Source organism: Microbacterium dauci (assembly GCF_030065535.1).
Taxonomy (GTDB): Bacteria; Actinomycetota; Actinomycetes; order Actinomycetales; family Microbacteriaceae; genus Microbacterium; species Microbacterium dauci.
The window spans coordinates 71,568-96,195 of record NZ_JASJND010000004.1 but is presented as its reverse complement, the minus strand read 5'-3'; the positions used below and the strand labels follow the sequence as shown (position 1 = coordinate 96,195).

Annotated in this window: 14 protein-coding genes; 12 read left to right on the top strand and 2 right to left on the bottom strand. The window is 70.7% G+C overall.

Annotation, left to right across the window (positions count from 1 at the left end; translation table 11 throughout):
* The first annotated feature begins 3 nt into the window (after window positions 1-3).
* The 9 genes from QNI14_RS05420 to QNI14_RS05380 all read left to right on the top strand — a co-directional run bounded on the left by QNI14_RS05420 (window position 4) and on the right by QNI14_RS05380 (window position 18,418).
* The gene (locus QNI14_RS05420) at window positions 4-2,352 is read left to right on the top strand and encodes an excinuclease ABC subunit UvrA (RefSeq protein WP_283715384.1); all 2,349 of its coding nucleotides are present in this window, start codon (window positions 4-6) and stop codon (window positions 2,350-2,352) included.
* Between the two features lie 203 nt (window positions 2,353-2,555).
* Entirely contained in the window at window positions 2,556-8,651 is a 6,096-nt protein-coding gene (locus QNI14_RS05415; protein ID WP_283715383.1) for an Ig-like domain-containing protein, read from the top strand.
* A 35-nt stretch (window positions 8,652-8,686) separates the two neighbouring features.
* On the top strand, window positions 8,687-9,658 hold the full coding sequence (locus QNI14_RS05410; RefSeq protein WP_283715382.1) for an AAA family ATPase: 972 nt from the start codon (window positions 8,687-8,689) through the stop codon (window positions 9,656-9,658).
* Window positions 9,658-10,998, top strand: coding sequence for a DUF58 domain-containing protein (locus QNI14_RS05405; RefSeq protein WP_283715381.1), 1,341 nt, complete (start codon window positions 9,658-9,660; stop codon window positions 10,996-10,998). The genes QNI14_RS05410 and QNI14_RS05405 overlap by 1 nt, the downstream gene beginning before the upstream one ends.
* Window positions 10,995-13,319 (top strand): transglutaminase TgpA family protein, encoded by a 2,325-nt coding sequence (locus tag QNI14_RS05400; protein WP_283715380.1) that lies wholly within the window; start codon window positions 10,995-10,997, stop codon window positions 13,317-13,319. Before QNI14_RS05405 ends, QNI14_RS05400 begins: the two co-directional genes overlap by 4 nt.
* Entirely contained in the window at window positions 13,319-14,569 is a 1,251-nt protein-coding gene (locus tag QNI14_RS05395; protein ID WP_283715379.1) for an RDD family protein, read from the top strand. Before QNI14_RS05400 ends, QNI14_RS05395 begins: the two co-directional genes overlap by 1 nt.
* Entirely contained in the window at window positions 14,566-15,393 is an 828-nt protein-coding gene (locus QNI14_RS05390; RefSeq protein WP_283715378.1) for a PP2C family protein-serine/threonine phosphatase, read from the top strand. Before QNI14_RS05395 ends, QNI14_RS05390 begins: the two co-directional genes overlap by 4 nt.
* The gene (locus tag QNI14_RS05385; RefSeq protein WP_283715377.1) at window positions 15,393-16,733 is read left to right on the top strand and encodes an FHA domain-containing protein; all 1,341 of its coding nucleotides are present in this window, start codon (window positions 15,393-15,395) and stop codon (window positions 16,731-16,733) included. Before QNI14_RS05390 ends, QNI14_RS05385 begins: the two co-directional genes overlap by 1 nt.
* Entirely contained in the window at window positions 16,730-18,418 is a 1,689-nt protein-coding gene (locus QNI14_RS05380) for a serine/threonine-protein kinase (protein WP_283715376.1), read from the top strand. Before QNI14_RS05385 ends, QNI14_RS05380 begins: the two co-directional genes overlap by 4 nt.
* A gap of 3 nt (window positions 18,419-18,421) precedes the next feature.
* Here the strand turns inward: QNI14_RS05380 and QNI14_RS05375 are convergent, their stop codons facing one another.
* Window positions 18,422-18,856 (bottom strand): recombinase family protein, encoded by a 435-nt coding sequence (locus QNI14_RS05375; protein WP_283715375.1) that lies wholly within the window; start codon window positions 18,854-18,856, stop codon window positions 18,422-18,424.
* Between the two features lie 149 nt (window positions 18,857-19,005).
* Here QNI14_RS05375 and ypfJ point away from each other — a divergent pair, with 149 nt between their 5' ends.
* The 3 genes from ypfJ (at window position 19,006) to QNI14_RS05360 (ending at window position 22,693) form a co-directional block, all read left to right on the top strand.
* Complete coding sequence (ypfJ, locus tag QNI14_RS05370; protein ID WP_283715374.1) at window positions 19,006-19,872, top strand: KPN_02809 family neutral zinc metallopeptidase; 867 nt, start codon at window positions 19,006-19,008, stop codon at window positions 19,870-19,872.
* Complete coding sequence (gene pip / locus QNI14_RS05365) at window positions 19,869-20,846, top strand: prolyl aminopeptidase (protein WP_283715373.1); 978 nt, start codon at window positions 19,869-19,871, stop codon at window positions 20,844-20,846. Before ypfJ ends, pip begins: the two co-directional genes overlap by 4 nt.
* 206 nt (window positions 20,847-21,052) lie before the next feature.
* Window positions 21,053-22,693, top strand: coding sequence for a DEAD/DEAH box helicase (locus QNI14_RS05360; RefSeq protein WP_283715372.1), 1,641 nt, complete (start codon window positions 21,053-21,055; stop codon window positions 22,691-22,693).
* 264 nt (window positions 22,694-22,957) lie between these two features.
* Here the strand turns inward: QNI14_RS05360 and QNI14_RS05355 are convergent, their stop codons facing one another.
* The gene (locus QNI14_RS05355) at window positions 22,958-24,628 is read right to left on the bottom strand and encodes an aldehyde dehydrogenase family protein (protein WP_283715371.1); all 1,671 of its coding nucleotides are present in this window, start codon (window positions 24,626-24,628) and stop codon (window positions 22,958-22,960) included.

The following is a 24,628-nucleotide window of genomic DNA, read 5'->3' as shown; positions in this document are numbered from 1 at the left end:
CCGATGGCATCCGAGACCCCGATCGCCGACGCGCACGACGTCATCCGCGTCATCGGCGCCCGCGAGAACAACCTCAAGAACGTCGACGTCGAGATCCCGAAGCGACGACTGACGGTCTTCACCGGGGTGAGCGGCTCGGGTAAGTCGTCGCTGGTGTTCGGCACCATCGCGACCGAGTCGCAGCGCCTCATCAATGAGACGTATCCGACGTTCGTGCAGCAGTTCATGGGCCAGCTGAACCGGCCCGAGGTCGACGGGCTCGAGAACATCAGCCCCGCGATCATCGTCGACCAGGAGCGCATGGGCGCGAACGCCCGGTCGACGGTCGGCACCGTGACCGACGTGCACGCGATGCTGCGGCTGCTGTTCAGCCGTATCGGGCAGCCGCACGTCGGGTCGCCGCAGGCGTTCTCGTTCAACGTGCCCTCGGTATCGGGCTCCGGCGCGGTGACGTTGAAGGTCGGCGACAAGCAGGGCACCCGCGAGCACCGGACGTTCGAGATCACCGGCGGCATGTGCCCGACCTGTGAAGGGCTCGGTGAAGCCAGCGACGTCGACCTCGACGAGCTGTTCGACCGCAGCAAGTCGCTGTCGCAGGGCGCCCTGACGGTGCCCGGGTACAACGTCGACGGCTGGATGGTGCGCATCTTCACCGAGTCGGGCTTCCTGGATGCCGACAAGCCGATCGCCGACTACTCGGAGCAGGAGCTCGCCGACTTCCTCTACAAGGAGCCGACGAAGGTCAAGCTCCAGAACATCAACATGACCTACGAGGGGCTCGTCCCGAAGATCACGAAGTCGTTCCTGCAGAAGGACCGCGACGCCCTCCAGCCGCACATCCGGGCGTTCGTCGACCGCGCCGTGAAGTTCCTGCCGTGCCCCGAGTGCGAGGGCACGCGACTCAACGAGGGCGCGCGGTCGTCGAAGATCGGCGGCGTCAACATCGCCGATGCGGCCGCAATGCAGATCACCGACCTCGCCGCGTGGCTCGACACCGTCGACGACCCGGCCGTCGGGCCGCTCATGACGGGGCTGAAGAAGACGGTGGCATCGTTCATCGAGATCGGTCTCGGCTACCTCTCGATCGACCGCTCCTCGGGAACGTTGTCGGGCGGCGAGGCGCAGCGCACCAAGATGATCCGCCACCTCGGCTCCGCACTCACCGACGTGACCTACGTCTTCGACGAGCCGACTGCGGGGCTCCACCCGCACGACATCCAACGGATGAACGAGCTGCTCTTGCGCCTGCGCGACAAAGGCAACACGGTGCTCGTCGTCGAGCACAAGCCCGAGGTCATCGCGATCGCCGACCACGTCGTCGATCTCGGCCCCCGAGCCGGCAGGCACGGCGGCGAGATCATGTTCGAGGGCGATGTCGCGAGCCTTCGCGCCTCCGACACGCTCACGGGTCGTCACCTCGACCACCGGGCGACCCTCAAGTCGACGACTCGCACGGCCACGGGCGCGCTCGAGATCCGCGGCGCGACGCAGCACAACCTCGAAGGCGTCGACGTCGACATTCCGCTCGGTGTCCTGACCGTCGTGACCGGTGTCGCAGGCTCCGGCAAGTCCTCGCTCATCCACGGCAACGTGCCCGACTTCGACGACGTCGTGGTCGTCGACCAGACCGCGATCAAGGGTTCGCGTCGATCGAGCCCCGCCACCTACACCGGCATCCTCGACACGATCCGCACCGCGTTCGCGAAGGCGAACGGCGTGAAGGCGTCGCTGTTCAGCGCGAACTCCGAGGGCGCGTGCGTCGCGTGCAAGGGGCTCGGTGTCATCATCACGAACCTCGGGTTCACGCAGAGCGTCGAAACCCGCTGCGAGGTGTGCGACGGCTCCGGCTTCAGCGACGCCGTCCTCGAGTACCTGCTCGACGGCAAGAACATCGCCGAGGTGCTCGCGATGTCGGTCGACGAGGCGCACGAGTTCACGACCGGAACCGCCAAGACCACCCTCGGCCGGATGAAGGACGTCGGCCTCGGCTACATCACGCTCGGCCAGGCGCTCAACACCCTCTCGGGTGGCGAACGGCAGCGACTCAAGCTCGCGATCGCGATGGCGAAGAAGGGCGCGATCTACGTCCTCGACGAGCCGTCCACGGGGCTGCACCTCGCCGACGTCGACAACCTGCTCGCGCTGCTGGACCGACTCGTGGATGCCGGCAACTCGGTCATCGTCATCGAGCATCATCAGGCGGTGATGGCCCACGCGGACTGGATCATCGACCTCGGTCCCGGCGCGGGTCGCGACGGTGGGCGCGTCGTCTTCGAGGGGCCGCCGGCCGACCTCGTCGCCTCGGCGGACACCCTGACCGGAGAGCATCTGGCGCGGTACGTCGGCGCCTGAGGCGCGGCATCCGTCGCACTCGGCGCCCCCTGCCACACTGCGCGGCGAAGCATATATGGGGAGTTCTCCCCACGTCACGCGTTCGTCGGAAACAGGACCCTCGCTTACCCTGGTTGCGTCACATCCATCTTGCGAGCGCCTGATTCAGCGATCAGGTCCCGACGCCACGCATACATCGTTCGCCCGGGGGAGGCCGAGCTCCAATGAAGTCCTTCGCGTGGCTTCGTGCGCGCCCGCGCACGCTCGCATCGATCGGCGCGGTCTCCGCCGCAGCCGTCACCATCGGCATCCTCGCCATCACCTACGACGGTGAGCCGACCACGGAGGTCGAGCTCAACGACGGCGGTGTCTGGCTGACCAAGCAGACGAGCCTGCTCGTCGGGCACTTCAACAACGAGTCCCGGCTGCTCGACGGCGGTCTGCGCACACTCTCTGCCGAGTACGACATCCAGCAGGCCGGTAACCGCATCCTCGTGACCGACCAGACCGAGGCGACGGTCACCGCGATCGATCCCGGTCGCGTGGCGCTCACTGACAGCGCCGACCTCGGCCCCGGCGCGGCCGTCGCGCTCGGCGGTCCGACGGTCTCGGTCGTCGACGAGACCGGTGCGCTGCGCGTCGCGCCGTTCACTTCCATCGCGGCGATCGGCCGCGAGGCGGGCGACCCGATCGCGGAGCTCGGCCGCGGCGCCGTCACGACCGTCAGCACGTCGGGCACGGCCTACGCCTTCTCGCCCGAGACCGGCATGCTCACCGCGTACGGTGCGGGTGGCGACGGGGCTATGGTCCAGACCGGCGAGCGGCAGCTCGAAGGCATCGAGCCCGAGCACACCGTCTCGATCTCGGCGGTCGGCGACGTCAGCGTCGTGCTCGACCACGGCACCTGGACGCTGTACTCCAGCGACGGCCTGCGGACCGAGGTCCCGGCCGAGAGCGTGTTGCAGCAGCCCTCGAACGCGACCGACGCCGTGACGCTCGCGACGCCCGACGAGCTCGTCCGCGTGCCGCTCGGCGGCGGCGAGCCTGTGACGGTGGGCGCAGGTGCAGAAGGCGCCCCGAGCCAGCCGGTGTACGTGGCCGGGTGCGCGTACGGCGCCTGGTCGGGGTCGGGTGCGTTCGTGCGCGACTGTGCCGGCGACGCCTCGGACGCGGTCGAGACCATCGACGGTGTCGATGCCGCGAGCGATCTACGCTTCCGCGTGAACCGCGACGTCGTGGTCCTGAACGACGTGTTCGGCGGCGCGGCCTGGATGGCCAGCGATGCGCTGCAGCGGGTCGACAACTGGGAGGACATCACGCCTCCCGAAGGCGAGGGTGAAGAAGAGGAGGAGACGACCGAGGAGACCATCCAGTCGACCCTCCCCGAGCGCACCGAGCAGAACACCGACCCGATCGCGAAGAACGACCGCTACGGCGTGCGTCCGGGCCGCACCACGGTGCTCCCGGTGCTCGAGAACGATCTCGACGCGGACGGTGACGTCCTCGTCGCGACCGTCGAGAACGAACCGTCGTTCGGCGAGATCACGCCGATCTACAACGGCACGGCGCTCCAGATCAAGCTCGATGAGGATGCCTCGGGCACGACGTCCTTCACGTACTCGATCGACGACGGTCGGAAGGGGACCGATGAGGCGCGTGTCGATCTCACCGTCTTCCCGATGGATGTCAACACGCCGCCGGTGCAGAAGCGCACGACGGCGATCACCGTCGAAACCGGCGGTGTGGTCTCGTACAACGTCCTGAGCGACTGGGTCGACCCGGAAGGCGACGACATCTTCCTGCAGGAGGTCGCGCCCGACGGCGGCGACGAAGCGGAGTTCACCTCGGACGGCCAAATCACCTACCGGGCGATCGGCGGCACGCAGGGGCGCAAGGACGTACCGGTCGTCGTCTCAGACGGGAGCGAGCGCGGCTCGGGTGTCGCCCGGTACGACATCCGCCCGCTCGGCACCACCTTGCCGGTCACCAACGCCGATCACGTGGTCACGCGCGCCGATCGCCCGGTGACCGTGTATCCACTCGCCAATGACACGAGCACGGGCAGCGAGCAGCTGCGGTTGACCCGCGTTGACGACGTCGACGGCGCTCGGCTCACGCGAGACTACGCTGACGCATCCTTCACCTTCGAGTCCGGCGAGACCGGCACGTACTACGCGACGTATCTCGCGTCGTCCGGCCCGAACTCGGCCCCGGGCATCGTCCGGATCGACGTGCTCCCGGAGGAAGAGTCCGACCTCCCGCCGATAGCCGTCCGCGATGTCGCCCTGCTGCCGTCGGGCGACGACGTCCTCGTCAACGTCCTCGGCAACGACACCGACCCGGCGGGCGGCATCCTGGTGGTGCAGTCCGTCTCCGTCGAGCCCGGCAGCGGGATCGCGGCAGCGGTGCTCGGCAACGAGACCATCCGCATCAGCGACCAGGGCTCGCTCGAGCAGCAGGTGCGCTTGACCTACACGGTTTCGAACGGCGCGCAGTCGGCGCAGGGCGAGATCATCGTCATCCCGGTCCCGGCGCCCGCGAAGCTGCGGCCACCGATCGCCGTCGACGATGAGGTCGTCGTCCGCGTGAACGACATCGTCACCATCCCCGTGATGGACAACGACTACCACCCGAACGGCGACGACATCCACATCTCGCCCGAGCTCATCCCGCCGCTGGTCGATGAGGCGGACGGTGACCTCTTCGTGTCGGAGGACGCGCTGCGTTTCCGTGCGGGGAGCGAACCGAAAACGGTCACGGCGACCTACGAGGTGGTGGACTCCACCGGTCAGCGCGACGCCGGCTACGTCACGATCCGCATCCTGCCGCTCGACGACGAGTCGAACGCGGCGCCGCGTCCTCGCGACGTGACGTCTCGGACCCTGGCCGGATCGAAGGTCACGATCCCGATCCCGCTCGACGGGATCGACGCCGACGGCGACTCGGTGGAACTCGTCGGCGTGGCATCCGCTCCGACCAAGGGCCGCATCGCCACCGTCGGTGTCGACAGCCTCATCTACGAGGCGTTCGACGACGCGGCGGGCGTCGACCGGTTCGAGTATCGGGTCCGTGACAATCTCGGCCGTGAGGCGACCGCTCGCATCGAGGTGGGCATCGCCCCTGCCGAGACGACGAACCAGGCGCCGTATGCCGTGCGCGACACGATCACGGTGCGGCCGGGCCGCAACGTGGCGGTCGACGTGCTCGCGAACGACTCCGACCCCGACGGCGACGCATTCGGCTTCGCCGAGAACGCGGTCGAGATCCCCGATGTGCCGGGACTGGATGCCGAGGTTTCGGGTGAGCAGCTCGTGATCACGGCGCCCGACGATCCGATGCAGACGAGCGTGGTGTACACGATCGCCGACGCCCGAGGGCTCGAGGCGAAGACGTCGGTGCAGATCACGGTCGACCCCGATGTGCCGCTCATGCGGCCGATCGCCCGTGACGACCGCGTGCTCCCCGAAGACATCGCCGAGGACGGCACCGTCTCGGTGGACGTGCTCGCGAACGACGATGACCCCGACGGCACGCGCTCGGCACTCGAGGTGACGCTCGGCGAGGGCGGCGAGAACGCGTCGGTGACGTCGGACGGCTCGGTGCGACTCGCCGTCACGGACGAGCGGCAGGTCATCACCTACGCGATCCGCGACGAGGACGACCTGGTCGCGGCGGCGTTCATCCACGTGCCCGCGCTGAACGACGTGCCGCCGAGCCTGCTCTCGACGACGCCCGTCGAGGTCGGCAGCGGCGAGACCGTCGAGCTGCCCCTCTCCGAGTACGTGCAGGCCTCGGGTGGCGAGCAGGTCGTCATCACCGAGGCGGCGAAGGTCGTGGCAGCGCACAGCAACGGCGCGAACCTGGTGAAGGACCAGCAGACCCTCGTCTACACGTCGGCCGACCGCTACTTCGGTGCCGACGCGATCACGTTCGAGGTCACTGACGGCACCGGACCCGACGACCCCGACGGTCGCAAGGCTACGCTGACGATCCCGATCACGGTGCTCCCGCCCGAGAACCAGCAGCCGACGATGACCGGCGCCTCGATGCAGGTGGCACCGGGTGAGGATGCCGCCGTCCTCGGCCTCGCCGAACTGGCGAGCGACCCCGACCCCGACGACACGCTGTCGTTCTCGCTCGCGTCCGACGCGCCTTCGGGTGTGCAGGCGTCGGTCAGCGATGGCCGGTTGAGTGTCTCGGCCGACGCGAACGTCGCGAAGGGGACGAGCTTCTCGCTGGCGATCAGCGTCACCGACAACGAGACCGAACCGGTCGAGGCGAACATCGCGGTGACGATCACCGCGTCGACCCGCGAGTTGCCGTCGGTGAACGACGACCTCGTCGAGCAGGCCGACCAGGGTGAGACCATCTCGGTTCCCGTGCTCCGAAACGACGTCAACCCGTTCCCCGAGACACCGTTGACGATCGTGGGCGCCGAACTCGAGACGGGTGTCGCCGACGTGCAGGTCGATGGTGACAGCCTCAGCATCACGCCCGCCGCCGACTTCGTCGGGACCGTCGTCGCCCGGTACACCGTGCAGGACAAGACCGAGGACGTCGACCGTCACGTCGACGGACGTGTCCGGGTGATCGTGCAGGGTCGACCGGATGCGCCGGGAAAGCCCACGGTGACCGCCGTCGAGAGCCGGACCGTCGTCCTGAGCTGGACGCCGCCGATCGACAACGGTCGACCGATCGAGTACTACACGGTGACCTCGACCGCCGGCGGCTACGAGCGGCAGTGCCCCTCGACGACGTGCACGCTCGACGGGCTCACGAACAACGTCGAGTACAACTTCGTGGTGACGGCGACGAACAACGTCGGCGAGTCCGACCCGTCGGTGCCGTCCGAGACCGCACGTCCCGACCAGCGTCCCGACCAGCCGGCGCCGCCGACCCTGCAGTTCGGCGACCGCAGCATCGACGTGGCATGGGCGACGCCCCGGACCGAAGGATCCCCGGTCGAGAGCTTCACGCTGGAGATCTCTCCTGCGCCGCCGTCCGGCGTGACGCAGAAGACCGGCGTGACCGGCAACTCGCTGAAGTGGGACGGCCTGCAGAACGGCACGGCCTACCAGGTGCGGGTTCGGGCGCACAACCGCGCCCCGGAGCCGTCCGACTTCTCGCAGTGGTCACAGCCGATGATCCCGGCGGCGCCGCCCGCGGCATCCGGTGCGCCGACCGTCGCCCGGCTCGAGCCGGTCGGCAACCAGGCTCAGATGCGCGTGAGCTGGAACGAGCCGGCGAACAACGGTGACCCCATCGCGGGATACGAATTGAACGTCATCCGCGGCGGCAGCGTCGTCAACGTGATCGCGGTGCCTGCCGGGCAGACGAGTCAGGCCGTCGTGGTGGACACCTCCGAGTCGAACTACACCTACTCGGTCCGTGCCCGGAACAAGGCGGGCTGGGGCGAGACGAGTCCGCAATCGGCACCGAGACGCGCCTTCACGCCGCCGGGTGCACCGACGGGTGTCGCCGCGACCGAGGGCGACAACCGAGTCACAGTGAACTGGACCCCGGGTGCGTCGAACGGCGCCACTGCGGGCGAGATCCGATACGAGTACAGCGTCAACAACGGTGGCTGGCGGTCGGACTGGGTGTCCGGCGGCGGCAGTAACTCGGGCGTGGTCGGCAACGGCACGGTCAACAACAACGGCACGTACTCGATCCGCGTGCGTGCGGTCGCGACCGCCGACGGCACGACGTACGAGGGCGCCGCGTCTGCGGCATCCAACCAGGTACGCCCGTACGGACAGATCGGCAAACCGTCCGCGAGTGCATCGCGTGGTGGAGACGGGCGCACGCTCGTCATGAGCTGGTCGTCCCCGGCGCCGAACGGGCGGGCGGTCACCACCGAGATCCGGACCGGAGACGGTCGTGGATGGCGCACCGTCGCGGCGTCGGGCACCGAGCGTTACGACCTCGGCTACAGCACGACGCGCACGATCGACGTCCGAACGAGTGCTCAGGGCAGCAACACCACCACCGCGTCGGCGACTGCGACCACGGTCGATGCGCCGCCGCCGCCGCAGCCGAAGGTCTGGGTGACCAAGGGTTCACCGCAAGGCGGATGCGTCAACGGGTGCTACAACTTCCGGGTGAACACGGAGAACTTCCCCGGCGGTTCGTACCGGCTCGATTGCATCAGCAGCGCGTACGGCGCCTTCAACAACTACAAAGGCCCATACCAGATCCCCTCGAACGGCAGCGTCGAGATCCAGTGCTACCAGGGCTCCGACGGCGTCGACGTCTGGGTCGACATCTACGGCTGGGGCGACAAGGTCGACACGGAGAAGCGGTTCTGGGCGCGCCCCTGACCATCGGAACAGCGGAACGAAGAAGGAATGAACGAATGAGCATGACCCCCGAACAGGCGGCCTGGTTCCGCGACACGTTCACGCGCCTCGTCGACAACGTCGACCAGGCCCTGATGGGCAAGCGCGACGTCGTCGGCCTCGTGCTGGCCGCGATGCTCGCCGAAGGCCACGTGCTCCTCGAGGACGCGCCCGGCACCGGCAAGACGAGCCTCGCCAAGGCGCTCGCCGCCAGCGTGCAGGGCACGTCGACGCGCATCCAGTTCACGCCCGACCTGCTGCCCTCCGACGTGACCGGTGTCACGATCTACGACCAGCAGAACCACAAGTTCGAGTTCCACCGCGGCCCGGTGTTCGCCTCGATCGTGCTGGCGGACGAGATCAACCGTGCTTCGCCGAAGACGCAGTCGGCGCTCCTCGAGGTCATGGAGGAGTCTCGGGTCACCGTCGACGGGACGCCGCACGAGGTCGGTCGTCCGTTCCTCGTCATCGCGACGCAGAACCCGATCGAGCAGGCGGGCACGTACAAGCTGCCCGAGGCGCAGCTCGACCGCTTCATGATCAAGACCTCGATCGGCTATCCCTCGCTCGCCGTCGCCGAGCGCATCCTGGCGGGGAACGTCGAGCGCAACCCGTCGGCGAACCTGCAGCCCATCATCACGACGAAGGCCGTCGCCGACATGGCCGACCTCGCGGCATCCGTCCACGTCGACCCCGCCGTCGCGCGCTACGCCGCACAGCTGGTCGAGGCGACGCGCGAGTCGGCGTCGACGAAGCTCGGCGTCTCGGTGCGTGGAGCGATCTCGATGATGCGCATCGCGCGCGTCGTCGCGGCGTCACAGGGCCGTCACTACGTGATCCCCGACGACGTGAAGTCGCTCGCCGCCGCCGTGTGGACCCACCGCCTCGTCCTCGACCCCGAGGCGGAGTTTTCGGGCACGACGGCCGACTCGGTGATCGAGCGCGCGCTCGCCGACGTCGAAGCACCCCTCGCGCGGGCGACCGCCTGATGACGATGACGCCGGAGACCGTGACCGAGACGCAGGATGCGACTCGGATCTCCGGCGCGCCGACCGCGGTCGAGGCCGAGGACGACAGCGCGCCGCAGCTCGCGCCCCGCGAAGCGACCCGATGGGAGCGCGTGCGCGAGACGGCGATCGCGTGGAGCGGTGTCGCGTGGGCGCGGACGTCCGTCGTCCTCGCGGCGATCCGCCCCGTCGGCTGGATCGTCATCGCGATCGCGATCGTGCTGTGGGTCGTCACGTTCACCCTCGGGTGGGAGGAGGCGTTCGTCGCGGCATCCGTGGCGACGGTCGTCGCACTGCTGTGCGTCGTCTTCCTCTTCGGGCGCACCGCCTACGACGTCGAGCTCGACCTCACGCGTACGCGGGTCGTGGTGGGGGAGCGGGCCGTCGGCGCGCTGACCCTCGCCAACCGCACGTCGCGGTCGCTCCTGCCGTCCGAGGTCGTCCTGCCGGTCGGCTCCGGTCGCGGCGTCTTCCAAGTGCCCCGTCTCGGACCGAACACCGAGCACGAGGAGCTCTTCGCGATCCCGACCACCGCGCGCGGCGTGCTCGCCGTCGGCCCGGTGAGCGTCCTGCGCGGCGACCCGCTCGGCCTCTTCGAGCGCACCAACGACCGCCGCCAGGCTGTGGACTTGTTCGTGCACCCGAAGACGAAGTCGCTCGACGGGCTCTCGCTCGGGCAGATGCGCGACCTCGAGGGCCTTCCCGATCAGCACCTCGCCCGCGACGACGTCTCGTTCCACGCGCTCCGCGAGTACCAGCCGGGCGATGACCTGCGCCACGTGCACTGGAAGTCGACGGCACGGGTCGGCGACCTGATGGTGCGCGAGTACGAGCAGACCCGCCGTTCGCATTTCGTCGTCGCGCTGTCGACGCATCCCGGCGAATACCGCGAGCCCGACGAGTTCGAGACGGCCATCTCGGTCGCAGGATCCATCGGTCTCCGCGCGCTCCGCGACTCGCGCACGCTCGACGTCCGCACGTCGGCGGGCAAGATCCGCGCCGAGAGCGGTCGCCGCTACCTCGACTCGCTCGCCGCGCTCGAGCCCAGCAAACCGCGAGACGGCGGCATCGTCGCCTTGGCCGGTGTGCTCGCTGCCCACTCGCCGGATGCCGCGGTCGCCGTCCTCATCTGCGGGTCGACCGTCGACGCCGCTGAGCTGCGTCTCGCCTGCTCCCGCATCCCGTTCGGCGTCCGCACGATCGCGGTGATCACGGACGGGCGCGTCGAGTCTCCGACGCTCCGCCGCGTCGCGGACGCCGATGTCGTCACGCTCGGCGATCTGGAGCAGCTCCCGAGCGCGATCCGGAAGGTGCTGGCATGAGTCGTCCGCTTCTCGACCTCCGTCGCGCCGTCTTCCGCGCGAAGCCGGCAGACCTGCGACGCAGTGTCGCGGACGTCGCCGCGATCATCCTACTCGTGACCGTCGGCATCGTCGGGTTCGCCGCGACCTTCGAGGGCGCGCAGTATCTCGTCGCCGCGATCGGCGCCCTCGCGCTCGGCCTCGCGCTCGCGTTCGTCGGGCTCCGTTGGCGGTGGGGCATCCTGTCGCTCACCGGCGCGACGATCGCCCTCTACTTCCTCTTCGGTGGGGCGTTCGCGCTGCCGCACACCGCGCTGCTCGGCGTGATCCCGACGCTCGACACCTGGCAGCAGCTCGCGATCGGGGTCGTCACGTCGTGGAAGGACCTGCTGACGACGGTGCCACCGGTGGCGGCCGACGGCGGGCACCTCATCGTCCCGTTCCTCATGACGCTCGTCGCGACGGTGATCGCCGGATCACTCGCGCTGCGGGCGAAGCACGCAGCGTGGGCCTTGCTGCCGCTCGCCGTGTACCTCGCGCTCGAGATCCTGCTGAGCACGGCGCAGCCCGCCGCACCCATCGTGCAGGGCATCCTCTTCGCGGTCGTGGCAGTGGTGTGGCTCGCGCTGCGGGCGCTGTGGAGCCCCGACCGTGCTGCGGTCGAGGCGGCCGCGGGCCCCGGCGAGAGCGCTTCTCGTGCTGCGCGCACCCGCCGACTCGTCTCGGGTGGCATCGTGCTCGCGCTCGCGGCCGGCGTCGGGGTCGCGGCATCCGCCACGGCATCGCCCCCCGTGCAGCGGTACATCCTGCGCGACTTCGTCATCCCGCCGTTCGACATCCACGACTACGCGAGCCCGCTGCAGGCCTGGCGCAAATACATCCGCGACTTCGAGACGGACGAGCTGTTCACGGTGTCGGGGTTCCCCGAGGACGGACGAGTGCGCCTCGCGACCATGGACGCGTACGACGGCATCGTCTTCAACGTCGCCGACGACGGCGCCGGTTCGTCGAGCGCGTTCACCTCGGTGCGCTCGAACATGTCGCCGGAGGCCGAGGGCGACCGCACCACCGTGCGGTTCGAGATCGCGGATCTCGAGGGCGTGTGGCTCCCCTCGGTCGGCGCCGCGAAGGAGTTCATCTTCGACGGCGATCGGGCCAGCGACCTGCGTCGTGGCGCGCACTTCAACGACGCGACCGGGACCGCCGTATCGACTGCGGAACTGCAGCCCGGCGACGCGTACACGATCGACACCGTCATCCCGTCGATTCCCGAGGACGAGGTCATCGGGGACGCGCCCTTCGCCCCACTCAAGATGCCCAAGCAGGAGGGCATCCCGCAGTCGTTGAGTGAGCTTGCCTCGGATGCCACGGAGGATGCCGAGACGCCCCTCGAGCGCGCACGCGCGCTCGAGGGTTGGCTGCAGACCGACGGCTACTTCAGCCACGGACTCGCCGACGACGTCTACTCGCCCTCCGGGCACGGCGCCGCGCGCATCACGCAGCTGCTCGGCGGCGAGCAAATGGTCGGCGACGACGAGCAGTACGCGGTCGCGATGGCGCTCATGGCCACCCAACTCGGCATGCCCGCCCGCGTCGTCATGGGGTGGTACCCCGACGAAGAGGAGCGCTCCGGCAGCGTCTTCACGGCGAGCGGCGCCGACCTGCACGCGTGGGTCGAGATCGCGTTCACCGGGTACGGCTGGGTGCCGTTCGACCCGACGCCCGACGAGGACAACGAGCCGAGCGAGCAGAACACGCAGCCGCGAGCCAACCCGAAGCCGCAGGTGCTGCAGCCGCCGCCGCCCGCACAGGAGCCGGCCGAGTTGCCGCCGGCGCTCGCCGAGGACCGCGGACAGGACGACGACGAGGAGCCCGGTGAGAACTGGCTCCTGCCGATCCTGCTGTGGAGCGGCCTGGGTCTGGGCACGCTCGCGCTGCTGCTGTCGCCGCTCATCGTGATCGGCGCGATCAAAGCGGCGCGACGGACGAAGCGTCGCACCGCTGACCGCACCGCCGACCGCATCTCGGGCGGCTGGGACGAGCTCGTCGACCGCGCCACCGACTATCGCGTCGCGGTGCCCGCCGGTGCGACCAGAGCCGAGAGTGCCGTCGTGGTCGGCGCTGCCTTCGAGGGGGAGCGTGTCGGCACGCTCGCCCGCCGCGCGGACGCAGACGTGTACGGACCGGGGGACCCCTCGCCCGAGGACGTCGAAGCGTTCTGGCGCGAGGTCGACGAGATCGTCGGCGGCATCGCCGGGGGCGCGTCGTTCTGGAAGCGGCTGGGTGCACGATTGAGCCTGCGCTCCCTGCGTCGGGCCCGGTCGCGGAAGGCGGCGTCCTGATGGCCGCGCCGGCCGCACTGCGCCACCGTGTGCTGGCAGCGGCGATCGACGCGGGCATCGCGGCCGCCGTGGTCGCCGTGGCATCCGGTCTCGTCGTGGCAGTGTCGGTGATCTTCTCGGGAGCCGTCGCGTTCGCCGCGGCGGTCGCGGTCGCCGGCCTCGCCGGTCTCGCCTGGTTCCTCGTGCAGACGTGGATGCAGGGGAATCAGGGTTCCATCGGCATGCGACTGATGGGGATCCGTCTCGCGCATGCCGGCGACGGCTGGGACCTCGGCTTCGGTCGCGCCCTCGGGCGGAATGTGGTGTGGTCCCTGGGTTGCAGCATCATCGTCGGCTGGTTCTCGCCACTGTTCGATCGCTCGCCCCAGCGTCGCGGATGGCACGACCTCGCCAGCGGTGCCGTGATGACGGATGCCGTGCCCACTCGGCCCGCGCGCGATGAGGTTTCCGCGCGGTCGGCGGGCCCGGCCCGGCCGTCCTCGCCCACGATCCCGGTCGCCGATGCGGCGTCGATCGCCTCGATCCGCGACGCCCTGCAGGGCGCGCGAGTCGTTCCGGATCACGGAGCAGCGAAGCCCCCTGCGCCCGTCGCATCCCCGGCCACCGACCTGCCGGTGCCGGTCGTCGTCGCGGCATCCGTCGCTCCGGTTGCGCAGGCCGCGGCGCCGGCCGTCCCGGCTGAGTCCGCGGCCGCAGCGCAGCCCGCGGCCGCAGCGCCCCTGGCCCCTGCTGCAGCGCCCCTCGCCCCTGCTGCAGCGCCCCTGGCCCCTGCGGCAGCGCCCGTTGCGCCGCCGGCCTCCTGGGCGCCTCCCGCCCGCACGCCGAATCGCGCCCCTCGGACGCTGCCCGTCGACGTCATCGAGACGGTCCCGGGCGCGCCCGGGCGGAGCGGCATCCGCCCGACCGATCCTGCGACGCCACTGCCGACCACACTCGCGATGCTGGTGTGGGACGACGGCACGCGCCACACGGTGTACGACGCGACCCTGTTCGGGCGCAGCCCCGCAGGCGAGGCGGGCAAGCGGCTGACGCCGGTGCGCGACGACACTCTCTCGATCTCCAAAACGCACTTCGAGATCGGTGCCGACGAGCAGAGCGCCTGGATCGTCGACCGCCATTCGCTCAACGGCGTCGTCATCACCCGCGCCGGGGTGCCGCAGCGCATCGTGCCCGGTGAACCCGCCCGACTGTGGCCCGGTGACGTCCTCGATATCGGCGACCGCAGGGTGACCGTGGAGGGTGCCCGATGACGGATCGCGTGATCGAAGTTGCAGTTGGCGCCGCCACCCACCCGGGTCTGCGGCGCCGTGTGAATGAGGACTCCCACCTCGCCGAGTACCCGCTGTTCCTCGTCGCCGACGGGATGGGTGGGCACGATGCCGGAGCGGCTGCGAGCGGTGCCGTGGTGGCGGAGTTCGCGCTGCTCGCCGGCGCACCGACCGCGGGGATCGAGACGATGCGTGCTGCCCTCGACCGTGCCCGTGTCGCCGTCGACCGCATCAGCCACAACGGGCGAGCAGCGGGCACGACGCTCACCGGCGTCGCGGTGACCGAGGTCGCCGGCTCCGGCTACTGGCTCACCGTGAACGTCGGCGACTCGCGGACCTACCGCTACGCCGAGGGGTTGCTCGAGCAGATCAGCGTCGACCACTCCGTCGTGCAGGAGCTCATCGACGCGGGAGTGCTCGACGACGAGTCCGCGGGCACGGATAGTCGCCGGAACGAGATCACGCGCGCGATCGGCGGTGGCAGCGGCGGCGAGGCGGACTTCTGGCTGGTTCCCGCTGAGCCGGGCGACCGCATTCTCGTCTGCTCGGACGGGCTCTCGGGAGAAGTGCCCGCCGAGCGGATCGCGCAGGTGCTCGCCGATGAGCCATCCCCGCAGGATGCCGCGACACGACTCGTCCACGAGGCGATGCTCCACGGCGGCCGCGACAACATCACGGCCGTCGTGGTCGACGCGGTGCGCGTGGCAGGGCACGATGATGATGCGTACGAGACCACCCCGGCCGGCGGCGTCTCGGACGCCGATGGCGACACACGGCCGCGCGCAGCGGCAGGAGGGGACGCGTGATGCGTGCAGTGCGATACCGACCGGACGGAGGCAGCGACGCCTGGCGCGCCGCGGTGACCGGCACCGCGTTGGCGGTGTTGCCTCCCGAGGTCACCCCGCACGCGGTCGAAGCAGTGTGGCGTCGCCTCGACGGCGGCGGCATCGGCGCGGTCCTGGAGTCCCTGACCGGTGCGTTCGGCACCTCGCTCACCGCGATCCCGCCGTTCGGGCTCGCGGTCGCCGAGGGTGACGGCATCCGGGTCGCCGTCCGCGGCCCGGTGGAACTCCTCGCCCACACCCCCGCCGGGCCAGAGTCGATCTCGGGCGCCGGGGTGTCGACGTGGACGGAGCGGTTCCTGCCCGGTGCGACCCGTGTGACGGTGGAGCTGCGCGAGGGTGGCGAGGCCGACACCCTGCCGATCGACTCGGGCGTCGTCCCCGCGGCGAGCGTCGTGCTCGACCTCGAGGGTGGCAGCGGTCCAGCATCGGGTCCCGTGCCGGTCCCGGCGAAGGCCGCGCCGAAGGCGGCACCGACACCCGTGCCGGAGCCGCCCGCCGTCGACGACGCCTCGGTGGACGAGACGCCCGCGGCATCCGCCGTCGACGACGCACCCGCGAACCACGCCGACGAAGCGGTGAACGGCGAGACCGTCGTCTCGGCGTCGGCGCGCGGCGCACAGGCCGAGGAACCCGCACCGGTCGACGACCCGGCACCCATCGAGGAGACCGTCTCGGGCATGGTGACCGAGGTGCCCGGTGCGACGATCGCCCCGAGCGTGGCAGCGGATGATGATCCCGTGCTCGGTGAGACGATCGCGAGCCCGCGCACCGCCAAGGCCGAGCTCCCGGCGATCCCGCCGGTGCCGGCGATGCCGCCGTTCGTCCCGCCCGCACCGCCGGTCCCGGGAACGCTCGGCGACCACGATGGCGCGACGATCTCGGTCGCTGAGGCTCGCGCGCTGCGCGGCGAGTCGGCGCCGACCTACGACTCGACCGACAACGTTCCGGATCGCAGTCCGTCGCAGGGGCGCATCCGCCTCGCCGACGGCCGCACCTTCGAGCTGGAGCGGACCGTCATCATCGGGCGTCGACCGCGCTCGACCCGACCCGCCGAGGCCGAGCTGCCGACCCTGATCGCCGTCGACGGGCCGCAGCACGACATCTCGCGGAACCACGTCGAGCTGCGGGCCGAGGGTGAGCACGTGCTCGCCGTCGACCTCGCGAGCACGAACGGCACCGTGCTGCTGCGCGGCGGTCACGATCCCGTGCGTCTGCACCCGAACGAGCCGACGATGGTGGTCAACGCCGACGTGCTCGATCTCGGCGACGGCGTCACCCTGACCTTCGAGGACCTTCCGTGAGCTCGAAGCGCGCCCCCGCGCCCCCGCCGCAGCTGCCCGGCTTCACCTACCAGCAGGTGCTCGGCTCCGGCGGCTTCGCCGACGTCTACCTCTACGAGCAGGCGCTCCCTCGTCGTCGGGTCGCGGTCAAGGTGCTGCTGTCAGACAAGATGAGCGGCGGCGCGGTCGAGCAGTTCCAGGCCGAGGCGAACGTCATGGCCATGTTGTCGACCCACCCGGCGATCGTCACGATCTACCAGGCCGGCGTCTCAGAGGACGGTCGCTCGTACCTCGTGATGGAGTACTGCTCCAAGCCGAACCTGCAGGTGCGCGCACGGACGGCGCAGATCTCCGTGGCTGAAGCGCTCCGTGTCGGCATCCAGGTGGCCGCTGCGGTCGAGACCGCCCACCGGGCCGGCATCCTGCATCGCGATATCAAACCCGCCAACATTCTCGTGACGGAATACAACCGTCCCGCCCTCACCGACTTCGGCATCGCGACGACCGCCGAGGCGTCCGACCCGTCCACCGGGATGTCGATTCCGTGGTCGCCGCCCGAGTCGTTCGCGGATGTCCCCGAGTTCACCGTGCAGTCCGACGTGTGGGCGCTCGGCGCGACAGTCTTCAACCTGCTCACCGGGCGGTCGCCGTTCGAGGTGCCCGGCGGACGCAACGGCGGTGCTGAGCTCATCCGCCGCATCGAGACCGAGCGCCTCGCGCCGCTCGACCGCGCCGACGCACCGGCATCGCTCCACGCCGTCCTCGAGCGCGCGATGGCCAAGCGCGCGGGCGACCGCTACGACTCGGCGGTCGCGTTCGCGCGTGCGCTGCAGAAGGTCCAGATCGAGCTCGCGCACTCGGTCACCCCCATCGACATCCTCGACGACGCTCCTCCCATCGAGGAGGAGGAAGAGGATGGCGAGCTCACCCGCGTCCGCGGCATCGTCAGCATCGATCCGCAGACGTCACCCGCCGCCGGCCCGACGTGGGAGCGGAACAGCATCTCGGCTGGGTTCGCGCCGCAGACCGAGGTCTTCGCCCCCGGGGCGACCGGATCCGCGCCCGAGGCGACGGGCGGGACGGATGCCACGATGCTCCGGCCGCCCACCTCGATCCCCCCGGTGTCGGCCGTCGAGGACGGCACGATCGTCCGGGAGAGGAGCACCCCTCCGCCGACGTCGTTCCCGACCGGTACCACAGGGGGCACCGCCCAGCCGACGGTGTCCACAGCGCCGACGGTGCAGCCGGTCGCCGCGCCACCGGCGCCGCCGGCAGGACCGAAGTCCCGCCGGGGACTCTGGATCGGTCTGGCTGCCGCCGCCGTCGCGATCGCTGTCGTCGGTGTCGTGGTGCTCGCGAGCCTGCTTGCCCCGCCTGAGCCCGAGACCGCACCCTCGCCGCCCGCGACACAGGACGTGAAGCCGCAGGATCCCGCCACCGGCTTCGTCCCCGCTCCGGCGGACGGGACCTGGCGTATCAGCGGCGACGACGCCGTGTTCGCGTGGAACAACCCCGACCCGCAGACCGGCGACAGCTACGTCTGGTCGCGCATCCGGCTCGACGGGACCGGCGGTGACGCGCGGAACATCCCCGACCCGACCGTCACCGTTCCTCTGGACGGCGACACGCAGGCGTGCATCGATGTCTCGGTGCGGCGCGCCGACGGCGCCGTCAGTCGGGCGACGCGCATCTGCGCGACGAGCTGACGCTCACCCGCGATCGAGCACCTTCACGATCACCGAGCGGCGGCGGAGCTCTGCGACCGTGCGGGTCTCCTCGTGCGCATCGCGACCGAGGGCCTTCACGTCGGTGACCACGACGACGTCACCGGCGCCGAGGCGACCGAACAGGCGGGCGAGGCGTTCCTCCCAGGTCTCTCCGGTTTCAGGCGCCGGATGCCGGAACCCCTCGATCGGCACGCCGAAGCGGGCGAGTGCTTCGCGCTGCGACACGATGCTCGGCATGTCGGCGCGCGAGACGACCAGTCCGACGAGGCGCGCACCTTTCGGCAGGGCGAGCCACCACTCCGGGGTCGGCTGGAGTGCGGCGACCGCATCGGGCACAGCAGCGGGGTCGTCCGGGATCGCGATCGTCCGCGACTCCGCGTAATCGCCCGGGGCGTGCTCGGCCGGTGCTGCGTCCACGTCTGGTCTCCTTCGCGCTTCCTCCCATTGTGGCCGACGCGGCCGCACCACATCGACCGGTCACCGAGGGCGTGGCATCCGCTCACCACGACGGCGCGACCCCGCGCAAGGACCTGCCGACACGGGGCGCGCGGGAGTACCTTCACGACATGACCTTCAATCCAGACGCCGATGTCACCGGATCGAGTGCGCGCCGCAGCGGTCGCGGTCGCGGCCCTGTCATCGCGGGCGGGGCAGGGGTGCTCGGCATCGCCGTCGTGCTCATCAGTGTGTTCACCGGTGTCGACCTCACCGGCCTGCTCGGCGGCGCCGGTGGTGCGCCGCAGGACGAGGGGACGGTCGTCGAGGGATGCCTCACCGGGAAGGATGCGAACGAGGACGACGCCTGCCGGCTCGATGCCGGCGAAGAGGTCGTCAACTCGTTCTGGGAGTCCACCCTCGAGGGCTATCGACCGCCGAAGCTCGTCGTCGTGGACGGGTCGACCCAGACCGCGTGCGGCACGGCGTCGAACGCGACCGGGCCGTTCTACTGCCCGCCCGAGGAGACGGTCTACATCGACCCGGCGTTCTGGTCGATCATCCGGCAGCAGTTGGGCGCCGATGCCGGCGACCTCGCCCAGCTGTACGTCCTCGCGCACGAGTACGGGCATCACGTGCAGCAGCTCCTCGACGTCTTCGACGAGTACCCGCGCGACGGCACCGGCGAGGACAGTAACGCGGTGCGCACCGAACTGCAGGCCGACTGCTTCGCCGGGGCGTGGGTCGCGGACCTTCCCGATCAGAAGGATGCGAACGGCGTGCCGTACATGCTCGAGCCGACGCAGGCGCAGATCGATGACGCGCTCGAGGCCGCGGCTGCGGTCGGAGACGATCACATCCAGGAGCAGTCCGGCCAGGTGAACCCCGAGAGCTGGACCCACGGGTCGAGTGAACAGCGGCAACGGTGGTTCATGGCCGGCTACGAGGGCGGCGTCGAGGCCTGCGATACGTTTGCCGTGTCCGGAAGGGATCTATGAAACCGCAGAGCCGACTCGACGGCATCGTCTACCCCAAGATCAAGCCGTACGAGACCGGGAAGCTGCTCGTCGGCGACGGCAACCGCGTGTACTGGGAGCAGTCCGGCAACCCCGAGGGCAAGCCGGTCGTCTTCCTCCACGGTGGCCCGGGCGCCGGCACGTCGCCCTGGCATCGGCGGTTCTTCGACCCGGAGCGCTACCGGATCATCCTCATGGACCAGCGCGGCTGCGGCCGCAGTACCCCGCACGCCGGCGACGCCGACGCGGACCTGCGGCACAACACCACGTGGCACCTCGTCGCCGACCTCGAACTGCTGCGGCGGAATCTCGGCATCGAGCAGTGGCAGGTCTTCGGTGGGTCGTGGGGGAGCGCGCTCGCGCTCGCATACGCCGAGTCGCACCCGGACGCGGTGTCGGAGCTCGTGCTCCGCGGTGTCTTCACCCTGCGGCGCCACGAACTCGAGTGGTTCTACGAGGGCGGCGCCGCGGCGCTGTTCCCCGATCAGTGGGAGGACTTCATCGCGCCGGTGCCGGTGCTCGAACGCTCGCGCATGATCGAGGCGTACCACCGGCTGCTGACCGATCCCGATCCCGCTGTGCACGTGCCCGCCGCGGTGGCATGGACCACGTGGGAGGCCTCGACGCTCACGCTGCATCCCGATCCCAAGCTCGTCGCGTCGATGACCGACGACGCGAAGGCCACCGCGTTCGCCCGCATCGAGAACCACTACTTCATGCACAAGGGCTGGTTCACCGAGGGGCAGCTGATCGAGCGAGTGGATGCCATCCGGCACATCCCCACGGTGATCGTGCAGGGCCGCTACGACGTGTGCACGCCGATGATGACCGCGTGGGACCTGCACCGGGCGTGGCCCGAGGCCGAGTTCGTCGTCGTCGACGACGCCGGGCACTCCGCGAGCGAGCCGGGCATCGCCGAGGCGCTGCGCGCCGCGACCGACCGCTTCGCCGGCTGACCCCGCGGCATCCGCCCGGCCGCCTCACAGCCCCCACTGCTACGCTGGTGACGTTGCGGCATCCTCCCCGTTGTCCCTCGCGTCGTAGAACGCATCTTCCGCTGCCGATCTCAGATCGTCGCCGGCGACTCCTTCTCACGGCGAACCCGTCTGCGCATCCGCACTCGGGCCACCGATCCGGGCCATTCTGCCCGAGTTAGTTCCTCATGACTGAACCCACGTTCGGCACGCTCGGCGTGCCCGCTCCGCTCGTCGCCGCACTCGCCGCCGACGGCAAGACCACCCCGTTCCCGATCCAGGTCGACACCCTGCCCGACACGCTCGCCGGGCGCGACGTGCTCGGCCGCGGCCGCACCGGCTCGGGCAAGACCCTCGCCTTCTCGATCCCGATGGTCGCGCGCCTCGGCCAGGGGCTCGCCGGTGGCGTCCGTCGCCGCGGCCGCATCCTCGGTCTCGTCCTCGCGCCGACGCGCGAGCTCGCGACCCAGATCGACCGCACGCTCGCGCCGCTCGCCGCGGCGTACGGCATGACGACCACCACGATCTTCGGCGGCGTCAACCAGAAGCGTCAGGTCGAGGCGCTGCGCGCCGGCGTCGACATCGTCGTGGCGTGCCCCGGCCGCCTCGAGGACCTCATGCAGCAGAAGCTCGTGAACCTCGACGCCGTCGAGATCACCGTCATCGACGAGGCCGACCACATGGCCGACCTCGGCTTCCTGCCCGGCGTCACCCGCATCCTGAGCGCGACGCCCCAGGACACGCAGCGACTCCTCTTCAGCGCGACGCTGGACAACGGCGTCGACAAGCTGGTGAAGCGCTTCCTGCAGAACGAGGTGCTCCACTCGGTCGACGAGGCGCACTCGCCCGTCGCTGCGATGACGCACCGCGTGTTCCACGTCGAGGGGTCCGATGCCAAGAAGGTGCTCGTCCGCACCCTCGCGTCGGGCATGGGCCGTCGCATCCTCTTCACCCGTACCAAGCACGCGGCGAAGAAGCTCGCCCGTCAGCTCACGTCGGACGGCATCCCCTCGGTCGACCTGCACGGCAACCTGTCGCAGCCGCAGCGTGACCGCAACCTCGCCGCGTTCTCGTCGGGTGATGCGAAGGTGCTCGTCGCGACGGACGTCGCCGCCCGTGGTGTGCACGTCGACAATGTCGAGCTCGTCGTCCACGTCGACCCGCCGCTCGAGCACAAGGCGTACCTCCACCGCTCCGGCCGCACCGCGCGCGCCGGGGCCGAGGGCACCGTCGTCACCATCGTCATGCCCGAGCAGCGTCGCGATGTCGACAGCCTGCTCCGCAAGGCCGCCATCTCGGTCACGCCCGAGTCGGTGAGCGCGAGCTCCGACACCGTCACCGAGCTCGTCGGCCCGGTCGCCCCGAAGGTCGCGCCGCAGCCCGTCACGCAGCAGCAGCGCGGTGGCGGTGGCCAGAGCCAGGGCGCGAACGCGCAGCGCAAGCGCGCAGCGCGCGAGGCCCGCGAGGGCGCGGCATCCGCCGGTCAGGGCCGCGGCGGACGCGGTCAGGGCTCCGGCCGCGGAGAGGGCCAGGGCTCCGGTCGTGGCCAGGGTGTCGGTCGTGGCCAGGGTGACGGCGGTCGTGGTCAGGCGCAGGGTGCCGGTCGTGGTCAGGCGCAGGGTGGCCGCGGCCAGCGCCAGCGTGCGCACGGTGCGTCGCACGGCCAGGGCGCCGCGCACGGACACGGCGCCGCTGCAGGTCACTCGGGCACGAAGTCGGGCGCCCCGGCATCCGGCGGCGCTCGCCGCACCGGCCGCCGCGCGTCGACCGGCCTCACCGTCGGCTCGGTCGTCCGTCAGAACGGCGGCAACCGCCGCGGCGGTCGCTGACCTTCCGCTTCTTCGAGAGCCGCGTCATTCACTGGGCGCGGCTCTCGTCGTTCGCGGCGGTGGTGCGATCGCGCCGACCATAACTCCGGCAATTCCACACCCGAGTGCCGATGACACCGGTTACATTGCCGCCGAGGGTCGAATCTTCCGGAGTTATGGCCCGGCGGATGCCGCCGGCCGGGCGGATGCCGCTGGCCGGACGGATGCCACTGGCCGGGCGGATGCCACTGGCCGGGCGGATGCCGCTGGCCGGCCCGCTCCCGGCTACGCACCGAAGGCGCGGACCAGCGTCACGGCGAGGCGACCCCAATGCCGGTCGATGCGGAAGCGGGTGAAGCCCTCCGACACGGCAGCGCCGGTGCGCGAGGTGACGAACCACGGCGGTTTCGGCAGCACCGAGAACCGTCCACGGCCCGGCACCGCGGCGCCGAGAGACCGCGGGAAGGGGCGGAACGGCCCGCGCACGACGGTGCGCTCGACGTTGTCGAGCAGCAGTGCGTTGTGCACGACCCCCACGCCCGACGACCCGTCGCCCGACGAGCCGTCGCCGGACGAGCCGTCACCATCGGGGAACGCGCCCCAGGTCGCGGTCGGGGTGAGGAACCCGAACGCGGTCCACGCGTTGACGGCGATCGTCCCGTACTCGAGTCGCGCGAGTGCCTCCTCGAACCCGGCGCCGAGCGCGCGCTGCGTCGCGGGGTCGATGAGTACGTTCGCGCCGAGCGTGCCGCTCAGGTGTTCGTTCGCGTGGGTGACGGCGGCGTCGACGAAGTCCTGCCCCGTACCGGGAAGGTCGACCACGCCGAGCACCGGCGCGAAGTACTCCGTCGACTCGACGGGGCCGCCACCGCGGACGATCGCGCGGGTGCCGTCGGTCGACCAGGCGGCATCCGGGTAGGCGTCGCGCGCCGCGGCGAGGCGGTCGGCGCTGCCGGGGTACCAGACCGGGCGCGCCGGGGTGCGGCCGATCGCGGCGCGCAGCTCGCGCTCGAACGCCTCGCGCTGCGGCCAGTCGCGGCTGAGCAGCACGACCTGTCCGGCGATGCAGTTGTGGCCGCTGTTGTGCAGCCGCATCGTCGCGACGTGCTCGGCCTGGTACCGCAGGTCGGCGGCCGACCACCGCCCCGGCACCACGATGATCGGCGAGACGCCGCCGAGCTCTGCGGTGATGGGCACGTCGAGCCCGGCGCCGACGATCGCGCGGAACGTTGCGATCGACCCGGTGACGTGAACGTGGTCGATCGATGGATGCCGCGTCAGATACGCCCCGACCTCCCCGTCGCCGCGCACGATCCGGACGGCGCCCGCGGTGACGAGCGGGGCGAGTGCCCGCTCGTACACCGGCACGAGGGCGTCCTGCGTCGGGTTGACCTTGAGCAGCGCGACGCGCCCGCAGGCGACGACTTCGTACAGCACGTCGAGGAACGGGATCGCGGTCACGTTGCCTGCGCCGAGGACGAGCCCGATCCCCGCGGGTGCACCGTGGCGCGAGGCGAGGCCCGCGGCATCCGTCGCCTGATCGGGGGTGACGCCCGGCTGCAGCCAGACCTCGGTCGTGTACCCCGACAGCAAGAGCGCGTCGATCGCGCTGAGCGGTGAAGTGTGGGCGACCGCACGCCCGCCGGGAGCCGTGCCGAAGCGGATGTCGCGCAGCGGGCTCTCGCCGCGCGCGATGGTGTCGAGGCTGTGGGCGTACGCGTCGAGGGCGACGAGCGCCGCGTACGGCCCCGCGAGCCATTCCTCCCCGCGGAGCGGATGCCGCGGCCCGAGGCCTTTGCGCGCGGCAGCGACCGTCGCCCATTCGTCCGCCACGACGGCGACCGCGGCGCGCACGGTCCGCAGCAGTGACGCGCGGGACGCCGCGTCGCGGGCTGCCCATGCATCGGGGCGGAGCTTCGCGAGCTCGTCGTCGAGTGTCGCGGCGTCCAGGGTCAT

Coding starts and splice junctions, on each gene's coding strand:
- QNI14_RS05385 (WP_283715377.1), top strand. CDS start 15,393: ATGCGTGCAGTGCGATACCGACCGGACGGAGGCAGCGACGCCTGGCGC.
- QNI14_RS05355 (WP_283715371.1), bottom strand. CDS start 24,628: ATGACCCTGGACGCCGCGACACTCGACGACGAGCTCGCGAAGCTCCGC.
- QNI14_RS05400 (WP_283715380.1), top strand. CDS start 10,995: ATGAGTCGTCCGCTTCTCGACCTCCGTCGCGCCGTCTTCCGCGCGAAG.
- ypfJ (WP_283715374.1), top strand. CDS start 19,006: ATGACCTTCAATCCAGACGCCGATGTCACCGGATCGAGTGCGCGCCGC.
- QNI14_RS05415 (WP_283715383.1), top strand. CDS start 2,556: ATGAAGTCCTTCGCGTGGCTTCGTGCGCGCCCGCGCACGCTCGCATCG.
- QNI14_RS05390 (WP_283715378.1), top strand. CDS start 14,566: ATGACGGATCGCGTGATCGAAGTTGCAGTTGGCGCCGCCACCCACCCG.
- QNI14_RS05395 (WP_283715379.1), top strand. CDS start 13,319: ATGGCCGCGCCGGCCGCACTGCGCCACCGTGTGCTGGCAGCGGCGATC.
- QNI14_RS05420 (WP_283715384.1), top strand. CDS start 4: ATGGCATCCGAGACCCCGATCGCCGACGCGCACGACGTCATCCGCGTC.
- QNI14_RS05410 (WP_283715382.1), top strand. CDS start 8,687: ATGAGCATGACCCCCGAACAGGCGGCCTGGTTCCGCGACACGTTCACG.
- pip (WP_283715373.1), top strand. CDS start 19,869: ATGAAACCGCAGAGCCGACTCGACGGCATCGTCTACCCCAAGATCAAG.
- QNI14_RS05360 (WP_283715372.1), top strand. CDS start 21,053: ATGACTGAACCCACGTTCGGCACGCTCGGCGTGCCCGCTCCGCTCGTC.
- QNI14_RS05405 (WP_283715381.1), top strand. CDS start 9,658: ATGACGATGACGCCGGAGACCGTGACCGAGACGCAGGATGCGACTCGG.